The organism is Clostridium sp. JS66 (assembly GCF_033561535.1).
GTDB lineage: Bacteria > Bacillota > Clostridia > Clostridiales > Clostridiaceae > Clostridium_AM > Clostridium_AM carboxidivorans.
Genome location: NZ_CP131467.1, coordinates 3,659,279 through 3,685,076, shown reverse-complemented (window position 1 = coordinate 3,685,076; position 25,798 = coordinate 3,659,279). Strand labels below are relative to the sequence as shown.

Annotated in this window: 26 protein-coding genes; 19 read left to right on the top strand and 7 right to left on the bottom strand. The window is 31.7% G+C overall.

The window, feature by feature from the left end; genetic code table 11:
* Positions 1-2 precede the first annotated feature (2 nt).
* From Q6H37_RS17080 to Q6H37_RS17065, 4 genes are all read right to left on the bottom strand, one after another.
* On the bottom strand, positions 3-725 hold the full coding sequence (locus Q6H37_RS17080; protein ID WP_318734393.1) for a zinc ribbon domain-containing protein: 723 nt from the start codon (positions 723-725) through the stop codon (positions 3-5).
* A 164-nt stretch (positions 726-889) separates the two neighbouring features.
* Positions 890-1,834, bottom strand: a complete 945-nt coding sequence (locus Q6H37_RS17075) for a YafY family protein (protein ID WP_318734390.1) — start codon at positions 1,832-1,834, stop codon at positions 890-892.
* Positions 1,835-1,951: 117 nt separating this feature from the next.
* The gene (locus tag Q6H37_RS17070; RefSeq protein WP_318734386.1) at positions 1,952-2,734 is read right to left on the bottom strand and encodes a flavodoxin family protein; all 783 of its coding nucleotides are present in this window, start codon (positions 2,732-2,734) and stop codon (positions 1,952-1,954) included.
* Positions 2,735-3,123: 389 nt separating this feature from the next.
* A complete protein-coding gene (locus tag Q6H37_RS17065; protein WP_318743051.1) occupies positions 3,124-3,714 on the bottom strand; it encodes a TetR/AcrR family transcriptional regulator in 591 nt (196 codons plus the stop codon).
* Positions 3,715-4,009: 295 nt separating this feature from the next.
* Between Q6H37_RS17065 and Q6H37_RS17060 the strand changes: the two genes are divergently transcribed.
* The 11 genes from Q6H37_RS17060 to Q6H37_RS17010 all read left to right on the top strand — a co-directional run bounded on the left by Q6H37_RS17060 (position 4,010) and on the right by Q6H37_RS17010 (position 16,694).
* Positions 4,010-5,332: a hemolysin family protein gene (locus Q6H37_RS17060; protein WP_318734383.1), complete on the top strand. Its 1,323-nt coding sequence runs from the start codon at positions 4,010-4,012 to the stop codon at positions 5,330-5,332.
* A 388-nt stretch (positions 5,333-5,720) separates the two neighbouring features.
* Positions 5,721-6,482: a nitrogenase iron protein NifH gene (locus tag Q6H37_RS17055; protein ID WP_318734380.1), complete on the top strand. Its 762-nt coding sequence runs from the start codon at positions 5,721-5,723 to the stop codon at positions 6,480-6,482.
* Positions 6,479-7,783: a nitrogenase component 1 gene (locus tag Q6H37_RS17050; RefSeq protein ID WP_318734378.1), complete on the top strand. Its 1,305-nt coding sequence runs from the start codon at positions 6,479-6,481 to the stop codon at positions 7,781-7,783. Before Q6H37_RS17055 ends, Q6H37_RS17050 begins: the two co-directional genes overlap by 4 nt.
* A gap of 3 nt (positions 7,784-7,786) precedes the next feature.
* Positions 7,787-8,839 carry a nitrogenase component 1 gene (locus Q6H37_RS17045; protein ID WP_318734375.1) on the top strand — a complete coding sequence of 351 codons (1,053 nt, stop codon included), beginning with the start codon at positions 7,787-7,789 and terminating at the stop codon, positions 8,837-8,839.
* A gap of 6 nt (positions 8,840-8,845) precedes the next feature.
* Entirely contained in the window at positions 8,846-11,182 is a 2,337-nt protein-coding gene (gene hypF, locus Q6H37_RS17040; protein ID WP_318734372.1) for a carbamoyltransferase HypF, read from the top strand.
* A 2-nt stretch (positions 11,183-11,184) separates the two neighbouring features.
* Complete coding sequence (locus Q6H37_RS17035; protein WP_007059740.1) at positions 11,185-11,391, top strand: HypC/HybG/HupF family hydrogenase formation chaperone; 207 nt, start codon at positions 11,185-11,187, stop codon at positions 11,389-11,391.
* Complete coding sequence (gene hypD / locus Q6H37_RS17030) at positions 11,391-12,449, top strand: hydrogenase formation protein HypD (RefSeq protein ID WP_318734367.1); 1,059 nt, start codon at positions 11,391-11,393, stop codon at positions 12,447-12,449. The genes Q6H37_RS17035 and hypD overlap by 1 nt, the downstream gene beginning before the upstream one ends.
* On the top strand, positions 12,442-13,446 hold the full coding sequence (gene hypE, locus Q6H37_RS17025; protein WP_318734366.1) for a hydrogenase expression/formation protein HypE: 1,005 nt from the start codon (positions 12,442-12,444) through the stop codon (positions 13,444-13,446). The genes hypD and hypE overlap by 8 nt, the downstream gene beginning before the upstream one ends.
* A 31-nt stretch (positions 13,447-13,477) precedes the next feature.
* Positions 13,478-14,248 (top strand): nitrogenase iron protein NifH, encoded by a 771-nt coding sequence (locus Q6H37_RS17020; protein WP_318734363.1) that lies wholly within the window; start codon positions 13,478-13,480, stop codon positions 14,246-14,248.
* Positions 14,239-15,567, top strand: a complete 1,329-nt coding sequence (locus Q6H37_RS17015) for a nitrogenase component 1 (RefSeq protein ID WP_318734360.1) — start codon at positions 14,239-14,241, stop codon at positions 15,565-15,567. Before Q6H37_RS17020 ends, Q6H37_RS17015 begins: the two co-directional genes overlap by 10 nt.
* Positions 15,564-16,694, top strand: coding sequence for a nitrogenase component 1 (locus tag Q6H37_RS17010; protein ID WP_318734358.1), 1,131 nt, complete (start codon positions 15,564-15,566; stop codon positions 16,692-16,694). The genes Q6H37_RS17015 and Q6H37_RS17010 overlap by 4 nt, the downstream gene beginning before the upstream one ends.
* 189 nt (positions 16,695-16,883) lie before the next feature.
* On the opposite strand, the gene Q6H37_RS17005 is transcribed toward Q6H37_RS17010, so the two are convergent.
* Both Q6H37_RS17005 and Q6H37_RS17000 read right to left on the bottom strand, forming a co-directional pair.
* Positions 16,884-18,596 carry a methyl-accepting chemotaxis protein gene (locus tag Q6H37_RS17005; RefSeq protein WP_318734356.1) on the bottom strand — a complete coding sequence of 571 codons (1,713 nt, stop codon included), beginning with the start codon at positions 18,594-18,596 and terminating at the stop codon, positions 16,884-16,886.
* A gap of 508 nt (positions 18,597-19,104) precedes the next feature.
* The gene (locus Q6H37_RS17000) at positions 19,105-19,539 is read right to left on the bottom strand and encodes a DUF1259 domain-containing protein (RefSeq protein WP_318734353.1); all 435 of its coding nucleotides are present in this window, start codon (positions 19,537-19,539) and stop codon (positions 19,105-19,107) included.
* 330 nt (positions 19,540-19,869) lie between these two features.
* On the opposite strand from Q6H37_RS17000, the gene Q6H37_RS16995 reads away from it, so the two are divergent.
* The 8 genes from Q6H37_RS16995 (at position 19,870) to Q6H37_RS16960 (ending at position 24,743) form a co-directional block, all read left to right on the top strand.
* Positions 19,870-20,010 (top strand): hypothetical protein, encoded by a 141-nt coding sequence (locus tag Q6H37_RS16995; RefSeq protein ID WP_007059749.1) that lies wholly within the window; start codon positions 19,870-19,872, stop codon positions 20,008-20,010.
* A 213-nt stretch (positions 20,011-20,223) separates the two neighbouring features.
* Complete coding sequence (locus Q6H37_RS16990; RefSeq protein WP_318734346.1) at positions 20,224-20,706, top strand: Fur family transcriptional regulator; 483 nt, start codon at positions 20,224-20,226, stop codon at positions 20,704-20,706.
* 95 nt (positions 20,707-20,801) lie between these two features.
* A complete protein-coding gene (locus Q6H37_RS16985; RefSeq protein ID WP_318734343.1) occupies positions 20,802-21,230 on the top strand; it encodes a flavodoxin in 429 nt (142 codons plus the stop codon).
* 36 nt (positions 21,231-21,266) lie between these two features.
* Positions 21,267-21,872, top strand: a complete 606-nt coding sequence (locus tag Q6H37_RS16980) for a DUF3793 family protein (RefSeq protein WP_318734341.1) — start codon at positions 21,267-21,269, stop codon at positions 21,870-21,872.
* Positions 21,873-21,938: 66 nt separating this feature from the next.
* Positions 21,939-22,148, top strand: a complete 210-nt coding sequence (locus tag Q6H37_RS16975) for a FeoA family protein (RefSeq protein WP_318734338.1) — start codon at positions 21,939-21,941, stop codon at positions 22,146-22,148.
* An 18-nt stretch (positions 22,149-22,166) separates the two neighbouring features.
* The gene (locus Q6H37_RS16970; protein ID WP_318734336.1) at positions 22,167-22,388 is read left to right on the top strand and encodes a FeoA family protein; all 222 of its coding nucleotides are present in this window, start codon (positions 22,167-22,169) and stop codon (positions 22,386-22,388) included.
* A gap of 18 nt (positions 22,389-22,406) precedes the next feature.
* The gene (gene feoB, locus Q6H37_RS16965; RefSeq protein ID WP_318734333.1) at positions 22,407-24,554 is read left to right on the top strand and encodes a ferrous iron transport protein B; all 2,148 of its coding nucleotides are present in this window, start codon (positions 22,407-22,409) and stop codon (positions 24,552-24,554) included.
* 36 nt (positions 24,555-24,590) lie between these two features.
* Complete coding sequence (locus Q6H37_RS16960) at positions 24,591-24,743, top strand: FeoB-associated Cys-rich membrane protein (RefSeq protein ID WP_007064311.1); 153 nt, start codon at positions 24,591-24,593, stop codon at positions 24,741-24,743.
* Between the two features lie 55 nt (positions 24,744-24,798).
* Here the strand turns inward: Q6H37_RS16960 and Q6H37_RS16955 are convergent, their stop codons facing one another.
* A complete protein-coding gene (locus tag Q6H37_RS16955; protein WP_318734325.1) occupies positions 24,799-25,710 on the bottom strand; it encodes an AEC family transporter in 912 nt (303 codons plus the stop codon).
* Positions 25,711-25,798 lie beyond the last annotated feature (88 nt).

The following is a 25,798-nucleotide window of genomic DNA, read 5'->3' as shown; positions in this document are numbered from 1 at the left end:
TTTTATTTTATAGCTACATATATATCTACTTCAGCATTTTTGCTGCCATCACATTTTTTACCATAAAGCTCAAAATCTCCTGTATATGTCCTTTGAAGATTCGAATTCCATATATAAGACCAAGCTGCTCCAACTGTATCCGGCATCTTGCCTTTAGCAGTTACCACACAATATTTTGTAGCAGGTAATATTTTATATACCATGCCTTCTGGTATATAATTTATATTACTAACTTCATATCCAATTATAAAAGAATATATTCCAAATTCTTTATTTTCATAATCACAATATAAACCTAAAATTTCATCAGGATTTGTTTTGTTTAATATTTTATCTCCAAGCTTTTCATCATTAAATTTTTTCCAAAGATCTGAAATTACTTTTACACACTCACCATCCTTGTTGGTAGTTCTTATTTCTTTCCCAACTATCATAATCTTATTCTTTTCTGTTATTTTTGTTTCTGGATCTTCTTTTCTCCATCTTTTTAAAGCAGGTAAGCAATTTTTCATTAGGTTTCTTGCTTCATTTTCATCCATACCTTTATCTTTCATAAAAGGCACACATGCATCTATCATCTGTTCCATAGTTAAATCTGGTTGTTTAAAAGCACCATTCTCCCAGCAGTAAATGCAATATTCTTTGTTTTTTTCATTATTTGCTTCAGTACCATAAACCTCCTCGCTCATTGGCATTCCACAGCTTTGACAATATTTTTGTTTCATAAATTTTCTCCTTTTACCTATATAAATTTAAAGATTTTTTGCGAAAGCTAAAAATCATCCTTCACTATTAATTCTTCATTAGTAGTTATTAACTTGAAAAGCTTTGTTTCGCATTATCACTTTTTTTATCTACGATTTTATTATATAGGAAAGCTTTGACATCATTATGTCAGGTTTGAATATAAAAGGCTGATTTTTTTACATTTGTTCTTTATAATTTCTCTTATGTGATTAGGTTCTATAACTTCTACGTATTCTCCATAGCTTAAAATCATAGAATAAACCCATTCATCTTCGAAAAAATATGTATCTATAATTATGCTTCCATCCTTTTCAAATTTCATTTCATCCTTATGAAATGAATCTTCTATTCTATATCTAACCTTTGGAGAGAATTTTAACTTAACTCTTACAGGCGTTCTTTGAACTTTATTATTATTCATATATTCCTTATAGGAGATTCTATTTAACTGTATTTCTCCATCCAGAAGTTTTAAATTCTCCATTCTTGATAATTTGAACAATCTATAGTCATTTCTTAAATTGCAAAAGGAAAATAAGTACCAGTAAAAACCTTTAAAAACAAGGGTTAATGGTTCTACTTTTCTAAAGTCATGTTCACCTTTTGAATTTCTATAATCAAAGGAGAGGCATTTTTTATTTTCTAAAGCATATTGTACAGTTTTATATTTTAAAATTTCATCTTCACATTTTTTAAAACCCCAGGGAGAATTATCTATGACCATCTGTTGAAAATGCATATCAAATATTGACTTTTTTTCATCAGGTACAATGCTTTTTACTTTTTCAATGGCTATTTCAACTTTTTTATCATTTATAAACTTGTTCATATTTTTTAAAGCATCTACTATAGAAATCATATCTTCTAATGTTAGAAATTGATGACTAATTTTATAATTATCTACAATATAAAAACCTCCATTATTTCCAGCTTGAGAAACTATGGGAATTCCAGACATGTTAATTGCTTCAATGTCCCTATAAATTGTCCTTACAGAAACTTCAAATTTCTCAGCAAGTTCTGATGCAGATATTTTTTCTCTATTTAAAAGTGTAACTACAATTGCCAGTAATCTATTAATTTTCATGGATTAATAATTCCTCCATAACATTTTAGGTACTGTTTCCATTATATCAAATAATTAAAAGATGCAACCTGCAATTTTAACTAAATATTATAGATGAGAGATAAAGTAGTTTTATGATTATTTAGAATTTCTTCTATGATTAACAATTTGTTTGCCTAGAAAATCAAAAAAGTAACCTGATAGCCTTTTTATAGGTCCTAACGAAATATTATAGTAGTAATTAGATTCAAACCAACCTTTTTCTTTAAAATAGCAATAATCTTTAAATTTTTCATTTTGGATTATTAGCATACTTGTACGGGCTATTCGGAATATCAATAATTTGGTGAAAGAAGGATTTGGTAATTTAGTAAGCATAAGTTTATTATAGAACCTAGAGTAAGTTTTATTAAGTTTTTGCGTTATTTTTTTCTGTTCTTGAGCTGTTCTAGGCTCTAGTGATGTCAAACAACATCCTTTTGATACATTAAATCCTAATTTTTCTCCTATGCTTTCTAGATATTTTACAATGGAAGATCCTCCATATATTCCTTGAACAACAATAACTGTGAAGGCTTTACCAAAAAAACGTGGTCGGTGTAAAATAAAGGCTATTCGATCTAAAAAGTTTTTCATAAGTGCAGTTACATGAAATGCATAATTTGGAGTAGCAAAAATTATTCCATCAGAATTATTGATTTTTTCCAGTAATAAATCTCGATCATCTCTTAAAGGACAACATTCTTCGCCTTTGTTAAAGCATAACTTGCAACCTATGCAGTTTGAAAGGTTATAATCCTTTAAAAAAACATATTCGAAATCAATTTTTGTGTGGGATTTGAAATTTGCAATGAATTCTTGAATCACTTGATAAGTTGCCCCTTTTCTAGGACTGCCAATAAATATAGTAATTTTTTTCATTTCTTAATATCTCCTATTAATAATATATTTAATTAATGAGTATTTTTTAATATTTCATGGTAGGGAGGGGAAAATAAAAAAAATTAATTAAGTTAAATATAGGTATATAGCTATTTATAAAGTTTATATGTTGAATTTAAGTTAAATGTTCTTTGGAAATTTCGTGTATGAATGAATAATTTTATATTCATTCATACATGAAGAAAAAAATAAAGTTTGTATAGTTTCATTTATTGTGCTAGTTAATTCTTAATATTAGAGATATTCATTAATAATAAATTGTCTAGTTATTAGTGACATTAGAGATTAACTAGCATAACAAATGAATTTAAATTATTAGACAGTTATTTTCAAGTATAAATTAAAAATCATAGTAATTTAAATATATTTTATTTTGGAAAATCAGTTAATCCTTTCATTATAAATTCTGCTAAGTAATCTATAATTTTTGGAAAATGATGAATACCAATTTCTCTTTTATGAGTGTCAATAAATATTATTGAATTGAATAAGGCCAATATAAATTCAAAATCTAAATCATTTCTTATTTTTTTTTCAGTTTGCCATTTTTTTATTAAATCTGCAAAGTTATTATATAAAAAATCAACATCATTTTTTCCATTTTCTTCACGATAATATTGTTCTAATTTAGTGAAAACATCTCTATTATACCATTCCTTTAATATAGGATTAGAATTCATGCCATTAATGTTTAATGATATTGCTTCTTTAATTGCCTTAGTAGGATCTTCATCAAAATTAACAGATTCCATAATGTTTTTTTTAAGTTTATTATTTTCTTGTATATGAATTTCCAAGAAAAGTTTCTCTTTGGAGGGATAATAATTATAAAATGTGCCAACTCCTACACCAGCCAATTTTGTTATATCAGAAACACTTGTATCCTTAAAGCCTTTGGAATAGAATAACTTTTTCCCACTATTGAAAATAACTACTTTTTTATCTAACAATAAAATCACCTCTAATATACGAATGAATAATTTTAAATTCATTCATATATTAGCATGATAATGTTTTAGTGTCAATATAATTGTGTAAATATTGGAATTTTGAAATAGCGTAAGATTTTTATGGACAAATTTAATTTGTAGTATTACTTAATTTTTAAAAATATGTATGTTATATGGGTATAGTAAGTTGTTTTTTTACAAAAATATTATTTAACATTAACAATTTCGATACTTAACTGGAAAAATCTGAACTTTTATGTTATTATTATGATTATTATATATTACATTTGAGGAGGAATTATTAATGGAATCAGACCCTAGTCCCGACCCGAGTATAATGGGGCAATTTATTTTAATAGCCATTTTAACTTTAATTAATGCATTTTTTTCTTTAGCTGAGATAGCACTGGTATCAGTAAATAAGAATAAAATCAAGTTAATGGCAGAACAAGGAAATAAAAAGGCCCAACTATTGGAAAAATTTATTAAGGAACCAACAAAAGCATTATCTACTATTCAAGTAGGAATTACTCTTGCAGCGTTTCTTTCTAGTGCATCTGCATCTACAGGTATAGCAAACAAATTTACTAAGTTTTTGACTAACATTGGAGTACCTTATAGTAGTGAAGTATCAATAGTTACTATAACTATTGTATTGTCTTATGTAACACTAGTATTTGGTGAATTATTCCCCAAAAGAATAGCACTTCAAAAACCAGATGCATTTGCAATGAGGTCTATAGGAGTAATTGTATTTCTATCTAAAATTACTGCACCTTTTGTAAAGCTGCTTTCTGGATCTATAAATATTTTAGTTAAAGTATTTGGATTGGATAAGAAAAATACAGAAGAAACTATATCTAAAGAAGAAATAAAATCTCTGGTTGAATTTGGAAGACAATATGGTGTTATTAATGAGACAGAAAAGCAGATGATAAATGGCATATTTGAATTTGATGATAAAGTAGCTAAGGAGGTTATGACTCCTAGACCAGATGTGTTTTTAATCAATGTAAATACCTCACATGATGAACTTATGGATGAGCTCATGGAAGAAAAGTATTCAAGAATTCCTGTATATGAAGATGATATTGATAATATAATAGGAATTTTGTATATGAAAGACTTATTTATTGAGATTCATAAAAATCATATTAACAATATTGATATAAGGAAAATGCTGCATACACCATATTTTGTTCTTGAAACCAAGAACATTGATGAGTTGTTTAAGGAGCTTCAAACTACCAGAAATCATATGGCAGTGTTAATAGATGAATATGGTGGCTTTTCAGGAATAGCAACTATAGAAGACCTCATAGAAGAAGTTATGGGAGAAATAGATGATGAATATGATGATACTGAACCAGATATAAAAAAAGTTGATAATGATACTTTTGTTGTAAGTGGTTCTATATCAGTTGATAATTTAAATAATTATCTTAATTTGAACTTAATTTCAGAGTATTCTGATACCATAGGTGGTTTTGTAGTAGACTTGTTAGGTCATATACCACACAATGGTGAAAGAAAAGCTGTTAATTATGAAAATATAATATTTAAAATTGAAGAAGTTAAAGATAGAAGAATTGAAAAAGTAAAAGTTTGTATGTCAAAAGGAGCTTAATGTTTTTGTTTACTGTAGTTATATTTTAACAAAAAAATATATATAATAAAATGAAAGCTTAAATCAGGTGGAGTTTTTAATTTCACCTGATTTTTTTACACAATTTGGTGTAAGTTCTTGACAATACCAATTCTCAGTGATAAACTGAATATATAAAAATTTCAGAAAACGGTTAATCGGTTATTTGATATTTTAATTAAAAATTAATATTTTTGTCACTCTGAAGCGAAGGTGTCCTGAGATAAAGAGCGGGCAGTAAAAAAAGTAGTATTTTGCATTAGTGCAATATTTATATGCTATAACCGCATTTAAGCTCTTCCCAAACTTGGGAGGAGCTTTTTTACATAAAAAATTACTATATAATGAAACTTCATAGGGGGTTTAAAAAATGCTAAAAATGGCCATATACGGGAAAGGTGGTATTGGAAAGTCTACAATTACTAGTAATTTGTCGGCAGCCTTTGCCAAGCTTGGAAAAAAAGTTATTCAAATAGGATGTGACCCTAAAGCAGATTCCACCATCAATTTGCTTAGCGGGGAAGCATTAATGCCTGTAATGAATTATATGAGGGAATTTGATAAAGATCCAGAAAAAATTGAGGATATTTCAAAGATAGGTTTTGGAGGAGTAATGTGTATAGAAACTGGAGGTCCTACGCCTGGTCTTGGTTGTGCTGGTAGAGGAATTATTACTACATTTAATTTATTAGAAGAATTAGATCTTTTTGAAACATACAAGCCAGATATTGTACTTTATGATGTTTTAGGTGATGTTGTTTGTGGTGGATTTGCAGCACCTATTCGTGAAGGATATGCTGAAAAAGTACTCATTGTTACTTCAGGTGAAAAAATGGCTCTTTATGCAGCCAATAATATAAATAGTGCAGTTAAAAATTTTGAAGATAGAGGTTATGCAAAGGTGCTTGGTATCATATTCAATCATAGAAATGTTGAAAATGAAGATGAAAAAGTAAAAAGCTTTGCAGATTCAGTTGGCCTTCCAATTGTAGGTGATATTCCAAGAAATCAGGATATCAATCATTTTGAGGAAATGGGAAAAACAGTTATTGAAGGAGATCCTAATCTTCCAATAAGTCAGTGCTTTTTAAATTTAGCCAAATTATTAATTAAGGATGAGGGAATGAAATGAAAAAAGAACCATATTATATTACAGCGGAAAATTTAGCTGCATCAGGAAAAGAGAATATTCCTGCAGAACTTATTTCAAGTACCCACTTGATTTACAGTTCACCAGCAACTCTTTCTTTTAATTCCCCTGGTGCTAAAGGATTTGGTGTTAAGCGTGCAGCTCTTGCAATACCAGGGTCAGTTATGATTTTAGTAGCTCCAGGATGCTGTGGTAGGAATACAGCAACATTAAGTGAAGCAGGTGGATATAGTGAAAGAATGTTCTATTTGATAATGGATGAAACTGATATTGTTACTGGAGCTCACTTGAAGAACATTCCTCAAGCAGTGGAAGAGATATGTAAATGTACGAAAAATACGCCATCAGTAGTTATGATTTGTATCACATGTGTGGATGCACTCTTGGGAACAGATATGGAGCGTGTTTGCAGAAAGGCTATGGATAGGGTGAATATTCCTGTTCTTCCATGTTATATGTATGCATTGACAAGAGAAGGTCGTAAACCTCCTATGGTACATGTAAGGCAGTCTATTTATTCCTTACTTGAACCAATGGAAAAAAGGCCAGATACAGTTAATATATTGGGATACTTTGCTCCACTTATAGAAAACTGTGAATTGTATGATTTGCTTCAACACATTGGTATAAAGAAAATAAATGAAATTTCTAGGTTAAAAGACTTTGATGAATATATGCGTATGGGGGAAGCAAATTTTAATCTTGTATTAAATCCAGAAGCAAGATTTGCAGCACAGGACATTATGAAGAGGCTGAATATTCCTTCAGCAGAGCTTATAAGACTGTATCAGATAGATAAAGTACAAAATCAATACCGAATTTTCGCAAGTGCTCTTGATACCAGCTTTGATGATCAAAAATATTATGATGAGGCGAAAAAGAGCATTGATGAATTGAAAGCTGCTTATCCGGATATAACATTTGCAGTAGGGGAAACCATGAATGCTAATTCTTTTGAACTATCTTTAGCACTTTTAAGATATGGTTTCAAGGTATCTGAAATATATGCTAGCCTTACTTTAGAAGACTTTGTTTATATTAAAAAAATTGCCAAGTTAAGTCCAGATACTAAGATTTATTCAAATCTTGAACCTACCATGCTCTATTATGATTGCAGTGAAGAAAACATCGATATAACCATAGGCAAGGATGCAGAGTATTATCATCCTAATTGTGTAAATGTATCTTGGAATCAGGATATTCAGCCATTTGGTTATGCTGGTGTAAAAAAATTATTTAAAGAATTGAAGCATTCATTGGATTGTTCTTTTAAGGAGGCATAGTAGATGAAAGGATTAAGAAAATATATATCACCTTTTGCACCTGATCAGTCTGGTGCGGCAGCTGTTCTTTATAAGCTGGGTGGAATTATAGTTATCTGTGATGCAGGAGGATGTGCTGGTAATGTATGTGGATTTGATGAGCCTAGATGGGCTGAAGAAAAAACTGCTATTTTCAGTGCAGGACTTCGTGATATGGATGCTATACTGGGGCGTGATGACAAGCTTGTGGCTAAACTTGCAGATGCTGCTAAAAAATTGGAAGTGAAATTTGCAGCGGTTATTGGAACCCCAGTACCATCAGTTATTGCTACTGATTACAATGCAATAAAGAAAATGGCAGAAAAGAAACTACAAATACCTGTTCTTACCATAGAAACCACTGGTATGGATTTGTATGATGTGGGAGCTGAAAAAGCTTATGTTAAAATGTTTAAAACCTTTGCAAAAGATGCACTCACAGTGGATAAAGGGAGTATTGGTGTAATTGGAACAATTCCACTTGATGTCAGCGATTTAAAGGCAGCAGATAAAATAGAATCTGAACTAAAGAATAAAGGCTTTAAAAATGTCTATTGTTATGGTATGAAAGCAGATTTGTCAGAGGTAGAAGCTGCCGGCAGTGCTTCAAAAAATCTAGTAGTATCACCTGCTGGATTAAAGGCTGCACAGTATTTAAAGGAAAGGTTTGGCACACCTTATGAAGTCTTTTATCCACTAGTTTCAGATACATTAAAGAATGAAATGAAAGAACAGTTTAGAAATTTTGAGGGTAAAAAGGTTTTAGTAATACATCAGCAGGTCATAGCTAATTCTATCAGAGATGAAATAAATAGAAATGTTAATTCAGATATAACAGTTGCTTCTTGGTTTATGTTAAAGGAGGAGCTTAGAGAGGTTCAAGATATTTCTCTTACAGAAGAGGACCAGTTTGAGGAACTTGTAGAAAAAGGAAATTACGATGTAATTGTAGGTGATAATATTTTGAAACGTGCAATACCTAACTTTAAAGGAAGGTATGTGGATGTACCACATTTTGCAGTTTCAGGAAAGATGTGATATGAAATGAAAGATTGTAAAACTTTGATAATTAGAGTCTATGGTATCGTTCAGGGAGTTGGCTTCAGACCTACAGTAAGCCGGCATGCAGATAAAAATCGTATACTTGGAAGTGTGTGTAACAAAGGACCTTATGTAGAAATATGGGCACAAGGTAAAGAAAGTAGATTAGAAGGTTTTCTTCATGATTTAGAACATAATCCTCCAAAACGTTCATCAATATTAAAAATTGATGTGCATGAAGTGAAGGAATCAAAAGAATTTAAGGGCTTTGAAATTATTGAAAGTGAACATGTGCAAGGTGAGATTTTTGTATCTCCAGACATTGCTATTTGTCCAGAATGTATAAAGGAACTTTTTGATAAGAATAACAGACGATATCTTCATCCCTTTATAAACTGTACGTGCTGTGGTCCAAGACTCACTATTTTAGATTCCATGCCTTACGATCGTGTACGTACTAGCATGGGTGAATTTCCTATGTGTCCGGAATGTGAATATGAATATACTCACGCCGAAACCAGAAGATATGATGCACAGCCAGTATGTTGTAATGAATGTGGTCCTGAGGTTTATATCATTGGGAGAGATGAGCGAGGAAGAGCTGCAATTACTTATACAAGACAGGTAATACATGATGGAGGCATTGCAGCTATAAAGGGAATTGGAGGTTTTCATCTTTGTTGTGATGCCACAAATAGGGAAGCAGTGCAGAGGCTTAGAACATTAAAGACAAGGCCTGCTAAACCTTTTGCGATTATGATGAAGGATATGGAAACAGTAGAGCGTGAATGTGAAGTTACAAACATTCAAGAAGAAGTACTTGATGGACATCAGAAGCCAATCATACTTCTAAAGAGAAAACCAAGTGGAAGAGTGTGTGATGCTGTAGCACCTGATAATCCAAAGGTAGGAGTTATGCTGCCATATGCTCCTTTGCAGCTGCTCATATTTACATATGATGATGATATAGTAATGCCAGATTGCCTAGTTATGACAAGTGGCAATACATCAGGTGCACCAATATGCAGAGATGATAATGATGCAATAACGGAATTATCAAAGCTGTGTGATGGTATTTTATCACACAATAGGATGATTCGTATTCGTGCAGATGATTCAGTTATGGATTTCTTTGAAGAAAAACCTTATATGATAAGGCGTTCCAGAGGATATGCACCGCTGCCTTTTATTGTTTCAAAGGGATTTAAGGGAGAAGTACTTGCAGTGGGTGGTGAACTGAAAAATACTTTTTGTATAGGCAAAAATGATTTGTTTTATCAATCACCATATATTGGTGACATGGAAGATTTGAGAACAGTAAAAGCTTTAAAAGAATCCATTACGAGACTGGAAACTCTGCTTGAGATAAAGCCAACCATTGTGGCATGTGACATGCATCCAAAGTATAATACTATTTACGTAGCACAGGAAATTGGACTTCCTGTACTGCAGGTTCAGCATCATTATGCACATATCTTATCCTGTATGGCTGAAAATGATTATTCTGATCCGGTTATAGGGGTTTCCTTTGATGGAACAGGCTATGGAACAGATGGAACCATTTGGGGAGGGGAGTTATTAAAAGCTACTTATGATGGATTTGAAAGACTAGGCAGTATAAAACCTTTTGTTCAAATTGGTGGTGATTTGTCAGCTAAAGAAGGATGGCGAATTGCAGTGTCTATGATTTATGGTATATACAAAGACAAAGCAAAGGCAGCTGAAATTGTAAAACAGCTTAAATTGTGTGATGAGAAGAATTGCAGCGTTCAATTTATGATGGCTGATAATAAAATAAACAGCATAATATCTACAAGTGCAGGGCGTTTGTTTGATGCTGTAAGTGCTGTTTTGAATATTAGGAAGCAGTCATCCTTTGAAGGGGAAGCTTCAATGACTCTTGAATTTGCAGCAGAAGCTTATGAAGAAAAATGTGCAGAGTTCTGTGAGATAGATGCTATTGAATTGCCAAAGCTTGTTTATGAAAATTCAGATGGACAGTTAATATTAGCAACTGATATTTTAATGAGGAAAATCATAGAGGAAACTTTAGCTGGAAAAGATGTACAAATGCTTGCTTATTTCTTCCATGAAAAGTTGGCAGATATGATTGCAGATGGGTGCGTACATGCATCAAAAGAAAGTGGAATCAATACAATAGCTTTAAGCGGTGGAGTATATCAAAACCAGTTATTATTAAAAATGAGTATAGAACGTTTGAGAAAAATGGGCTTTAGAGTTTTAAACCATAGTTTATTGCCGCCAAATGATGGTGGAATTGCATTAGGGCAGGCTGTAGCAGCAATGGAATATATAAACAGATTAGAGAAAGGAGAATAAATATGTGTGTAGGTTTACCAGCAAGAGTTGTAAAGATTAAAGAAGGCATGGCAGTTATTGATGCTTCAGGTGCAAAAAGAGAAGTGTCTGCAGAATTAATTGATGAATTGGAACCAGGTGATTACGTTATGGTTCATGCAGGAATTGCCATTGCTAAAATTACAAACGATGATAAGAAGGAAACAGATAAAATCATGGAGGAATTATAATGACTGAAAACATAAAAAAAACTGCAAAGGAGATTATTCAAGCTTATGATGGACCTAAGCTTCGTATTATGGAAGTTTGCGGAACTCATACTCATGAAATATTCAGGCTTGGAATAAGAAGTATCTTGCCAGAGAATATTGAATTGATATCAGGGCCGGGATGTCCGGTTTGTGTTACTCCCGTTGGCTTTATTGATGAAGCTATTACACTGGCTCTTTATCATAATGTCACAATATGTACCTTTGGAGATTTAGTGAGAGTACCTGGTTCAGAAATGAGCCTTGCAGGAGCCAGATCAAAAGGGGCAAAGATTCAAATAGTATATTCACCTATTGATGCTTATGAGTATGCTAAAAATCATCTTGATGAGCAGGTAGTATTCTTATCAGTAGGATTTGAAACAACCACACCTGCCAGCTGTTTATCGGTGAAAAAAGCAAAGGAAGCAGGACTTAAAAATTTTGCATTACTTACAGCAAACAAAACTATGCCAGGAGCATACAAAACTTTAAAAGGTAGTGCAGATGCATTTTTATATCCAGGTCATGTACATGCCATTACAGGTACAAAGTTATGTGAAAGTTTGGTTGATGAAGGGGTTAGCGGAGTAATAACAGGCTTTACTGCAAATGAAATCATGACAGCACTTGCTGTAGTAATCACAAGATTACAGGAAGGCGGCAGTTTCTTTAAAAACTGTTACCCAAGAGTTGTTACACGTGAAGGAAGTAAAGCAGCTCAAACCATTGTATCTGAACTTATGGAGAACTGTGATTCTGAATGGAGAGGACTTGGTGTCATTGAAAATTCAGGTCTTAAATTGAAAGAAGCTTATAGAGAGTTTGATGCTAGAAGTAAATTCAATTTACCAAAAATCACAGGAAAAAGTAACCCAGCATGCCGCTGTGGTGATGTTCTGCAGGGAAAATGTAAGCCATCAGATTGCAGGGTATTTGGAAAAGGATGTACACCACTGCATCCTGTTGGAGCTTGTATGGTATCCAATGAAGGAGCATGTTCAGCATATTATCAGTATGGAGGAAATATAAATGGATAAAATAGTTACACTAGCTCATGGAGCTGGAGGAAGACAAACATCAGAATTAATAGATCAGGTTTTTAAGGCTCATTTTTCAAATCCTGATCTCACAGCAGATGATGCTGCAGTATTGAATGTTAAGGGAGGAAAATTGGCATTTACCACAGATGGATTTATTGTTTCTCCATCAGAATTTCCAGGTGGAAATATAGGTAAATTGAGTATTTGTGGCACAGTAAATGACTTATCCTGCATGGGCGCTAAGCCGCTATATTTATCATGTGCATTTGTCATTGAAGAAGGCTTCCCAATGGAGAAATTAGAAAAAATTGCAGCAGCTATGGAAAAGACTGCAGATGAAGCAGGGGTTAAAATAGTAGCTGGAGATACAAAGGTGGCTGGAAAAGGACAGGTTGATGGTGTATTTATAACAACAACAGGTATTGGTCAGATTATAGATGGTGTCAATACATCTGGATTTAATGCAAAACCTGGTGATGCAATTATTGTAACAGGTGATATAGGGCGACATGGATGTACTGTTTTGCTTGCACGAAATGAGTTTGGAATTGAAGCAGATGTAGTAAGTGATTGTGCACCATTATGGGGAACAGTAAAAGCTATGCTTGATGAGTCAAAAGATATTCATGTAATCAGAGATGCTACCCGTGGAGGTGTGGGTACAGTATTATATGAAATTGCAGAGCAGAGCAAAGTTGGAATTAGACTGGATTCAAAGAGCATACCAGTAGCAGATGGTGTAAAAGGTGTATGCGGCATGCTTGGACTGGAACCATTATATCTTGCTTGTGAAGGCAGACTTGTTATTTTTGCTCCAAAAGAAGTTGCACTAAAGCTTGTGGATACATTACATGAAGGCAAGTATTCCAAGGATGCAGCTATTATTGGTGAAGTAACTCAAGATATGGCAGGACGTGTTAGTGTAAAAACAGAAATTGGTGCTGAAACCTTGCTGCCACCTCCAGGAGGAGAATTACTTCCAAGAATATGTTAATATATTTGGTTAAAGTATGGGGGAAAATATTATGATAAAAATTGCAGTATATGGAAAAGGTGGTATTGGAAAATCTACAACAGTTTCTAATATATCAGCTGCACTTGCTGATAAAGGAATAAGGGTAATGCAGATTGGATGTGATCCTAAAGCTGATTCTACAGTTTCACTTCATGACAAAACAAAAGTCAATACAGTGCTTGAACTTGTAAGGAAAAATAAGGATGATTTTACCTTGGAGGATATGGTTACCATTGGATACAATGGTGTAATATGTGTAGAGGCAGGCGGTCCTAATCCTGGCTTAGGATGTGCAGGTAGAGGAATTATAGCAGCTCTTGAAAAATTAAAAGAAAAAGGTGCCTATGAAGTATATAAGCCAGATGTAGTGATATATGACGTATTGGGTGATGTAGTATGCGGAGGATTTTCCATGCCAATGCGTAAGGGTTATGCAGACAAAGTATTTATTATAACCTCAGGTGAAAATATGGCTATTCATGCAGCAGCTAATATTGCCATGGCTATAGATAATTTTAAGAATAGAGGTTATGCAGGTCTTGGAGGTCTTATTCTTAACAGAAGAAATGTAAAAAATGAATATGAAAAAGTAAGTGAATTGGCAGAGGATATTCATTCAGAAATAGTTGGTACTTTGGATATGAGTGAAACTGTTCAAGAAGCAGAAATTTTGAATAAGACAGTAATAGAAGCATTTCCTCAAAGTGACATGGCAAAACAATATAGAAAGCTTTCAGAAATTATCCTGAGGATGTGTGGAAAGGAGATATCATGCTTATAAATGTATCTGGAGATGTTGATGAAAAAGGTGCCTGTACTGCAATAAAAGATGCTTCATTTCCTGCACCCTTTGTATCCGGACTTGAATATAATGCTCCTTCCAGGGGAACCTGGAATATAGTTCATGTTGGAATGCTTATTCCAAAATCACATCAGATATATGTATGTGCAGCAAATTGTTTAAGAGGTGTTGTTCTTACAGCAGCAGAAATGGGTACATTAGATAGATTTTCAACTATAGCTGTACAGGAGAACAATGTGCTTGAAGGTGACATGGAAGAGCTTATAATTGAGGGTGTATCAGATATACTTGAAAAGCTTCCACAAAAACCTCCAGCAGTTTTAATATTTACTGCTTGCATACATCATTTTATGGGATGTGATTTGAATATGGTTTACAGTGAACTTAGAAAGAGATATCCAGATGTGGCTTTTGTAGATTGTTATATGGACCCAATTATGAGGAAAAGCGGTCTGACACCAGATCAGAAAATGAGGCTTAAATTGTATAACATACTTGAACCAATGGAGATTAATAAAAAAAGCATTAATATCATTGGCAACAATATTCCTACAGATGAAAGCAGTGAGCTGATACAGATCATTCGTGGAAATGGATATGAACTTAAAGATATTACTCTTTGCAAAACCTATGATGAATACCTTAAAATGGCTGGAAGCTGTGTTAATATATCCTGTTTGACTGTTGCAATACCAGGTGGAGAGTATTTGCAAGAAAAATTAGGACAAAAACATTTGCATTTACCTTTATGTTATGGATTTGATGAAATAAAAGAAAATTTGAATACATTGAATGAATATCTGGGATTGCCAAAAAGAGAATATAAAGATGAAAAATTAGCAGCTTTAAATGCTTTAAAAGAAGCAAAAGAAGTAATTGGGGATGCAAAGATTTCTATAGATTATACGGCTGTTCCAAGATCTTGTGGACTAGCACGTTTGCTTGTTGAAAATGGATTTAATGTGGATAGACTTTATGTAGATTCATTTACAGAATGGGACAAAACAGATTTTTACTGGCTTGAAAAAAACAAACCTGAAATGAAAGTGTATGCTACAGTACATGCAAAGATGCGTCTATTAAATAGAAAATGTGATGAGAAAAGTCTTGCAATAGGGCAGAAGGCTGCTTATTTTACAGGAAGTCAATATTTTGTAAATGTAGTAGAAGGCGGTGGAATGTATGGTTTTGATGGAATTGTCAAATTAGCTGGACTTATGAAAGAAGCTTTTACATTTCCGAAAGACGTACGTAAGTTTATACAAATGAAAGGATTGGGGTGTGATTGCTTACTATGAAACAAGCTTCAGCATTTATTTCAACATATACCGCAGATGTATCAGGTGTTTGTTCCGCACTATATGAATTAGGCGGAATGACTGTTATGCATGATGCATCAGGGTGTAATTCAACATATACCACTCACGACGAACCACGTTGGTATGATATGGAAAGCATGATTTATATTACAGGACTTTCTGAAATGGAAGCTATTATGGGGGATGATGAAAAATTAATAAATGACATTGTAGCAGCTGCTAATGATTTGCATCCTAAATTTATAGCTATTGCAGGTACACCCATTCCAATGATGATGGGTACAGATTTTCCTGCTATTGCAGAAGTAATTGAAAATGAAACTGGAATTCCTACATTTGCTATTGAAACAAATGGAATCCATTCTTATATATGTGGAGCAGGGCAAGCTCTTGCTGAAATAGTAAAGCCATTTACAGTGGATGGTATATCTAAGATAACAAAAAGTGTAAATGTACTTGGTGCTACTCCTTTAGATTATTCTGTAAACAGCAGTGTAGGCAGCATTAAAAGGCGATTAACTGAAGCAGGTTTTCATGTTTTATCTGTATGGGCAATGGGAAGCACATTAGAAGAAATGAAACAAGCTGGAGCTGCAGAAGTAAACTTAGTTGTTTCTTCCACTGGGCTTTTAGCAGCAAAAGAATTACAGAAAAAGTTTGGAACACCATATGTTGTGGGTGTTCCCATGGGTGATCAGTTTGCAGCTGTAGTAATGAAATCACTGGATAGGGCAATTAATACAGGAAAATCCCAAATTGCATATGATAAGCGAACTGCCTGCCAGGGTGACACAGTTATTATTGGAGAAAGCATTTATTCAGAATCCTTAGCTGCAGCTCTTGCACTTGAAAAGAATATGAAAGTTAAGATTTTATGTCCTTTGGAAACGGAACCTGATTTGTTATTAGGAGAGGATGTTGTGGCAGAAGATGAAGATAGTATTATGGCATATTTGAAGAGTGCAAAAGCTGTCATTGCAGATCCTATTTATCGCAGAATTATTCAGCCTAGTACTAAATTTATATCACTTCCACATGAAGCTTTTTCAGGAAGAATTTATAGGAGAGATATTCCAGACTTGGTTAAGAGTATAGATATAATATAGTGAATTTATATTATAATGTAACATATGTGTTATGTTATTGTAACAAAAGATGTTTATAATAATAATTGTTCTAGGACAACGAATCTTAGAAAAAATAAGATAATCCCTTAGCATAAATGTTTTTATTTTGTTTTAAATAAGCACTAGTAATTTTCACTAGTGCTTATTTAAATTGATTTTTGTTTGAAATTATAGCTTAAATTTATGTACCATTTCATTAAGTTTTTGTGCAAGCTCTGCTTGACTTTGTGCAGTTAAGGCAACTTGTTTTATTGCTTTTGTTGTTTCATCTATACTTGTCTTTATTGTTTCTGCATTTTCTGATGATTTCTGTGCAGTTCCTGACATACTCTGTACTGCATTATTTACTTGACCAATTGTTGCTGTAAGCTCTTCTGACATGGATGCTATACCTTCGCACATTTCTGTTACAACTTCTGAATCCTTATAATATTGATTTCCCATTTTTTCAAAATCCTCAAATTGAGGATCAACACTTTCATTTATGAATTTTAGTATTTCATTACCATTTTCAGATATATTTTTAAAAGCGTCTTGAACTTTTAAAATGGTATCTTGTATACCTGCTACGGCTTGAGAAGATTGTTCTGCAAGATCTCTTACTTCATCTGCAACTACAGCAAAGCCTTTTCCTTGTTCACCAGCTCTAGCAGCTTCAATTGCTGCATTTAATGCAAGTAAGTTGGTTTGTTCAGATATGCTTGCAATAGTTTCCGCCATAAGTCTTATATTATCTACAACTTTACCAGTTTCAATTGCCATTATCATATTTTTTTCTTTTTCTTCATACAAGTTTCTAACTTTCGTTATAGCATTTTTCCCATTTTCCTCAACTGTAGTAGCTCTTTTTTTAGATTGATTTGCATTGTTACTTCCGTCTGCAGCTTTTATAGATAGTTCATTAATACTGGAATCTACTTCTTCTATAGATGCAGCTATTTCTTCAGATGATGCACTAGCTTCTTGAACACTATTGGTTATATTTTTAACTGAGATATCTATTTCTTGTGTTTTTGCAGATAATTCCTCTACTGTAGCAGAAAGCTCTTCACTTGATGCACTCATGTCCTGTGAATTTTCAATTATTAAGCTTACAAGTTCTCTAATATTTTCTTGAGCTTTTTGAAGTGCGCCTCCTGTTTCGCCAAATTCATCTTTTCTTGTAGCTGGGTAATTATGTGTTAAATCAAAATTAGATAAATTTTGTGCTAAAGATAGTGTTTTCATTAAAGGAATGTTTATATCTTTTGATATAATAAATCCAAAAGCAATTGCAATTATGAATCCTGCTATTCCTAATATTGTCATAATTTTGTTTGAATTTACGTATATTAGATGATTAGTTGTATTGAAAGTTTTAGCACTATCAAGATTTGCATTTATTAGCTTGCCAATATCTTCAAGCATTGAATTTTCTACAGAAGGTAATAATTGAGATTGCTTTAATGCTTGATCAAAGTTTCCAGCATCAATAAGTTTTACAACATTTTTTACTGAGGTTGTATACAGTCCTAAATGATTTTTAAATAAAGACCATACTTGCTTTTCTGTATCGTTCATAGATAATTTTTCATAAGCTTTTATATATTCATCATTTTCGTCATTGTTTTGTTTAATATCTTTTTCCAAGTCAGTTTTTTTTACAGTATCTTTTACATAAGTAAGCTGTAGTAAATCACTTTTAATTTCTGTTAAATTTTGTTTCATATCTGTTAACATATAAGTACTTTGTAATCTATTGTTATACATTTCTTCTGAATTTGTATTTACTGTTTTTAATGATGTTATACCAATAGCGCCAACTATGGCAATTAATATGGACATAATAAAAAAAGATGTAAATAGCTTAGTTCTAACTTTTATATTTTCTAAAAATCCCATTGTAATTCCCCCATTAAGTAAATATTTATGTATATTGCAATTTTTGTTTTTTAAATTAGGTTTGTTACTTTAATAATTTATAGAATTTATATTTTTTAAAAACTATTAAATATCTCCACTTGGCTTGTAGTATTTAACATATACATCCCTCCATATCATTTTTAAATTTACAAACTAATCAAGATAGAGAAAACGTTTTATACAATTCCATTATACTACTATTGCAAAAAAGTGTAAATATTGTATGTTATGGTGTCATTTAAAGTTGAAACTAATAGTTTTATATACTTTTATACTAAAAAGTATTAATAATACTAGTGGAATAGAAAGAGTATGGAAAACTATACTAATAATAAAGATTATAATTGGAGATCTGATTTAGAAATGATAAAAATAATAGAAGATGAAAGTAGCTTTATAGAATACTCAAAGAATGGATTTAAAAAAATATAATCAATTAGCAGCAAAAAAATTAATTTTTGCTGCTAATACTAATGACAAAAATAATTTAAGACTGTCCTTGGGAAGTTCTTAAAACACGAAGAGCTCTAGCTACTTTTCTTGCAAAATCTAAAGGTTTATCAATAGACTCAAAATGAATATACATAAGTCTTGGCCTATCAAATAACCAATGATTATGAAGTGCAGTAACTAATATACCTTCTCTTCTAAGTGCAGTAATAAAGTCATTAACTTCATTTTCAAGAATAACTGTTTCACCTAAATTAAGTGCATTTCCACTTTCATCCATTGACCTAATGTCGAAGGAAAATAATGCAGACAGTGCTAATGGAGAACGAGTTCTTACACCAAGTATTCGTGCACGTATATTTCTGGTAAAACCTACAGCACAAACACGTTTGTTAGAAGTTATAATTTCTGCTCCAAGTATTTTTGCAAATTCTTTACAAAGTGAGTTAGATTTACAATGAGAGTTACTCATTTTATTCCCCCCTTAGTTATTTTATAGAAAATCAATTTTTAGTTTGAGTTTGATTTTCTATGTAGGCTTAAGTTTTTACCCAATAACATACTATGAAAATCGCCAATAAATGTGCATAAATATAATTAAGATGATTTATATTTTTATATATCTACGTCTAATGCAATTATAAATAAAATATAATTTGTAAATAGGTATTGACAAAATAATTGAATTTGATTATCATTATCAATAGAGAAACAATTAAGGATAATATTTTTCATTAGTCATTATGTAAGTTAAATTTCAAAATAATAGAGTAATTTTAGAGGAAGAAAGAGGGTGCACTTTATGATTATTGGACTTTTAAACTTACTAAAAAATCATAACAATTATTCCTTAAAAGAAATGGCTGAATTTTTCAAGACAGATGTTTCAGTTATAGAGATGGAACTTAAGTATTTAAAGCAAAATGGGTATTTAAAGAGATAGATAATTGAGTTAAATATTAAAGTGGGTGTAATTAATTAAAATATATAAATAATACTGTTTATATATTTATTTTTTTAAAAGATGGTTGATAATGATTATCTATATCATTTAACAGATTTGAGTTTAGATAAAATCAATAGATTGCATGTAATGTGAATAGCAAAAGAGATTTTCTATATTTAAAGTATTTGATTTTAGAAAGTAGTGATATATATGAAAAAAGGAACTACTGATATCAGTTACATTAGTGAGAAGTTAATAAATAGTGGATATAAAATTACAAGGCAAAGATGCGAGATTATAAAGATAATGTATGAAAATAATGTACATATGAATGCTGATGAAATATATAAAAAAGTAAAACATAAAAAAATAGGACTTAGTACAGTGTATAGAAATCTTATGGTATTAGAAACTGTTGGAGCAATAAAAAGAATTAACATGGCTAATACAAGTTACTATGAATTACAAGCTATAGGAGAGATTGATGTACATGCCAAGTGTATAAAATGTAATAAAGTAGTTGATATAAAAAGAGAGAAATTAGCAGAGAACTTGAAAGAACTAATAAAAAATATTAAACAAGAACGAAAAATTATGATTAATAGTACAAGTATTGTGTTATCGGTAATATGTGAAAAATGTAAAAAACAAATTATATTAAATAGAAATTCTAATAAAGGAAGAGATGGCTGATAATGTAATAAATAGTTAGTTTAAAATAATTCAATATATAAATTAGTAAAGTACATAAGTGCTTATTTAAAATGCTTTATAAGGAGGAGATTAATTTGAAAAACGTAGTAATTATTTATTGGAGTGGTACAGGTAATACGGAAAATATGGCAACAGGTGTTATGGATGGTGCAAAATCAGAAGGTGTAAATGTAAAATTACTTAGTGTACAAGAAGCAAAAGTAGAAGATGTTTTAAAAGCAGATGCAGTAGCTCTTGGATGCCCATCCATGGGATCAGAACAGCTTGAAGAATCTGAAATGGAACCATTTATTGAATCAATTTCAGATGCAATTGAAGGCAAAGATACTGCATTATTTGGTTCATATGGATGGGGGAATGGCGAATGGATGGCTGATTGGCAAGAAAGGATGGAATCATATGGAGCAAGGGTTATAGAAGATGGACTTATAATTAATAATGAACCAGATGAAGAAGGTATTGAAAAATGCAAAGAGTTAGGTAAACTTTTAGCAAAAGCTTAAGAAGTATATTAAACATAAAGTAGTGGAGGATGTTTTATGAGTAAAGAAGAGTTAAAAAAATTTTTTATCATTACAAATAATTATGATGATTTGGAGTATTTATTTTCGGTAATAATGTTTAGTGCAGGACCAACTATAAAAAAGCATAAAGCATCTTCTTTAATTACTTTTGGTAAGAATAATAGAAACTTAAACAGCATATGGGAAAGATATAAAAATGAAGTTAAAGAAAGATTAGACATTGATTACTTTGAATTGAAAAAGAATGCGGAAAGTACAATAGTGTTGTTTTTTAATAAAGAAAAAGTTGGGCTTAGCGTAAGAGAAGCTAAGAATATAGAGTTCTTAAAAAGATTCGGATATGATAAAAATATGAGTGTTGAACAGTGCTTAACTCTTCTAAGTAAAAGATTTGAACATATGTGTCCTCATGAGATTGGAATTTTTTTAGGATATCCTGTAGAAGATGTAATAGCTTTTATTGATTGTCCTAATGCTGAATGTAAAATGGTAGGGTATTGGAAGGTATATCATGATATTGAAAAAGCTAAATCTATCTTCAATAAATATGATGAAATAAAATATACAATTATGAGATCAATGATGCAAGGAATTAAGCCAACGAGGTTATTAGAAAATTAAATTGTGACTAGTGAATTTTTGAAATTCAAATATGTAAAGTGTGATTATATGGGGAGGTAATAATTTATGCCATTGATATTAGCAACTAAAGGAAGTGTAATGAATATTAGAAAGATAAGTGGAAATGATGAGACAAAGAGATTTCTAAATAGTTTAGGTTTTGTAGTTGGAGAAAGTGTTAAAATCATTTCAGAAATTGGAGGAAACCTAATAATAAATGTTAAGGATAGTAGAGTTGCATTGGATAAAGGAATGGCAAGTAGAATAATAGTATAGGTAAAGGAGGGAGTTTTGATGAGTACACTAAAAGAAATAAAATGTGGACAAACTGCTAAAGTTAAAAAAATTGATGGAGTAGGTGCTGTCCGCAGACGTATCATGGATATGGGAATTACAAAGGGTTCTGAAATTTATGTGCGTAAAGTAGCACCACTAGGAGATCCTATAGAATTAACCATTCGTGGATATGAGCTATCAATTCGCAAAGCTGATGCAGAAATGATTCTTGTAGAGTAGTAGTAAGGAGGAGTAAAAATGACAATCAAAATAGGACTTGCGGGCAATCCAAACTGTGGAAAGACTACTATGTTTAATGAACTTACAGGTTCATCACAGTATGTTGGTAACTGGCCTGGAGTAACAGTTGAAAAAAAAGCAGGTAAGTTAAAAGGAAATAAAGATGTAGAAATTGTAGATTTACCAGGTATTTATTCTTTATCACCATATACTTTAGAAGAAGTGGTAACACGTAATTTTATGATAAATGATAAACCAGATGCAGTAATTAACATAGTGGATGCATCAAATATTGAAAGAAATTTATACTTAACAACTCAAATTTTAGAACTTGGTATTCCAACAGTTATAGCACTTAACATGATGGATGTGGTAGAAAAAAATGGAGATAAAATTGATATAGATAAGTTATCAAAAACTCTTGGATGTCCAGTTGTTGAAACATCTGCCCTTAAAGGAACGGGTGTTTCGGCAGCTGCGAAAAAAGCAATTGAAATTGCAAAGAGTAAAAATAAACCAGATTTTGAATTGAATTTCTCCAAAGAAGCTAAAAGTGCCTTTGAAGAAATAGAAAAAATTATTACAAAAAGTATTCCACATGAAGGAATTGAAAGTTCATGGCTTGCCATCAAGCTTTTTGAACGTGATGAAAACATAATTAAAAAGTTAAATATCTCAAAAGGTATATTAGATGAAATAGAAACTATAATACAAAAATATGAAAGTGAACTTGATGATGATAGTGAAAGTATTGTTACAGGGGACAGATATGCCTTTATAGGAGAGGTCGTTCCAAAATCTATTAAAAAAAATAGAAAAGGTAATGAAACAACATCAGATAAAATAGATAAAATTGTTACAAATCGATTCTTAGCACTTCCTATTTTTGTTGTTGCCATGTACATAGTATATTATATAGCAATAAAAGTTGGTACAATAGGAACTGACTGGATAAATGACACTCTTTTTGGAGATATAATTACAAATGGTGCTTCAAACTTAATGGCTAGTGCCAATGTTGCTGATTGGCTACAAGGATTAGTGAAAGAAGGTATAATTAGTGGTGTAGGAACAGTAATTGGATTTATACCACAGATAATGCTCTTATTCTTATTCTTAGCTATACTTGAGGATTGTGGATATATGGCCCGTGTAGCATTTATAATGGATAGAGTCTTCCGCAAATTTGGCCTTTCAGGAAAATCCTTTATACCAATGTTAATCAGTTCAGGTTGTGGTGTTCCTGGTATAATGGCAACTCGTACTATGGAAAATGATAGAGATAGAAAGATAACTATTATGGTAACTACATTTATACCTTGTAGTGCTAAATTGCCAGTTATTGCATTGATTGCAGGAGCACTTTTTAGTGGAGCTTCTTGGGTAGCGCCGACAGCATATTTTTTAGGAATAATAATGATTATAATCTCTTCAATTATATTAAAGAAAACTAAGTTATTTGCTGGAGAACCATCACCTTTTGTTATGGAACTTCCTCAATATCATATTCCTGCTGCAAAAGGTGTACTAATGCATATGTGGGACAGAGTAAAAGAATTCTTAGTTAAGGCAAGTACAATAATTTTAGTTTCTTGCATTTTAGTATGGTTCTTACAGTCCTTTAATTGGTCACTAGCTCCAGTAGATGCTGAAAACAGTATTTTAGCAAGTATAGGTAATGTTATAGCTCCAATATTTAAACCTATTGGATTTGGTAATTGGCAATCAGCTGTTGCAACGGTTACTGGTTTGGTAGCAAAAGAAAATTTAGTTGGAACTCTTGGTGTATTATTCAATATAAAGGATGCAGCTGAGGATACTCCAGCTTTAATTACTCAAACAGCAGCAATGTTTACTGCCGCAAGTGGTTTTGCTTTTGTAGCTTTTAATATGCTTTGCGCACCTTGTTTTGCATCAATAGGTGCAATAAGACGTGAAATGGGTTCTTGGAAATGGACATGGATTACTTTGGGATTTCAAACTTTTACAGCTTATTTAGTTGCCCTTATTATAAATCAAGTTGGCAGCTTCATAATAGGTAAAGGAAGCTTAATTGGAGCAGTAGCTTCAGTGTTGCTTACGGTTATAATAATCGGAATTGCTATATCTACAGGGAAAAATTATAGAGAAAAAGAAGTTAAAGCAGAGTTAAGTTATACGAAATAAAGTGGTTTAAATAAAAATATAAGGAGTGTGAAATTTATGGTAGCAACAGTTATAATGTCTGGTATTATATTTGGTTTTGTAGCTTTTGTAATAGTAAGGCAAGTTAAGAAGGCTAAAAATGGAGAAAGCAGCTGTGGCTGTGGTTGCAGTAACTGCTCTTCGTCTAGTATATGTCATGGAAAGAAATGAAATAAAAAAAAGAGCTTCAGTTTTTCATAAGCTGAAGCTCTTTTTAAACGAAGTTCTAAAGAAAAAATTTAATTACTAAGGGTATGGTAACTACGGATAAAAGTGATGAAAATGATACTATAAAAGCAGAGTACTCTTTATTTTTGTTGAAGTTTTCTGCAAAAATTGTGGTTAATGCACCTGCAGGCATAGCTTGCATCAATATGAAGGTTTTTAAAACCATAGAATTTTCCTTAAATAAAAGGGATATCCAGTATAATATTAATGGTAAGAGTATGAGTTTTATCATTGAACCATAATACATACTCTTGTCCTTAATAATCTTTTTAAGTTCACTTCTAGATAATAAACTTCCTATTATAAGCATAGATATTGGTGTTGTAAGTCCTCCAACCATTTTTGTAGTATTTAACAGTATGGGAGGTATTTTTATTGAAAATATCATAATTAGAAGTCCTATTACTGAAGAAACCACTCCAGGATTTTTAAGTGATTCTTTTAAGCCTTTAATATCACTTTTATTATTAAATAACATTACTCCATAGGTCCATACAAAAATATTGAATATCATATTAAAAATGGCAGCATATACTACTCCTTCATTTCCAAAAACACTTTGAGCTACAGGAAATCCCATAAAGCCACAATTTGAAAAGACCATTGCAAACTCAAGAACATTTCTTTTACTTTTATCAATTTTTATAAGCAAGGGTTTTACTAACAATGGAGTTAGTATAAATATTGCAAAGCTGTAGATAAAGGCTTTTATAACATTATTTGCAACATCAGGTCCGTAGGATATACTAAAAGAGGAAATAACAAGAAAAGGAGTTGTTATTTCTACTAATAGCTTGGATAAACCATTTGAAAAATTTTCATCTATAATATTTTTCTTTCCACCATAGAACCCAACCAGGGCAACTAAAAATAAAGATATTATTTGAGTTATTACTGTATTTATTTCCATAAATTAACCTTCCAACTTTTTTAATAATTTATCCGATTGCTACCAGTGCTAATATCCCCACCTTCTTCAGGTGGGGGATAAGCACTGC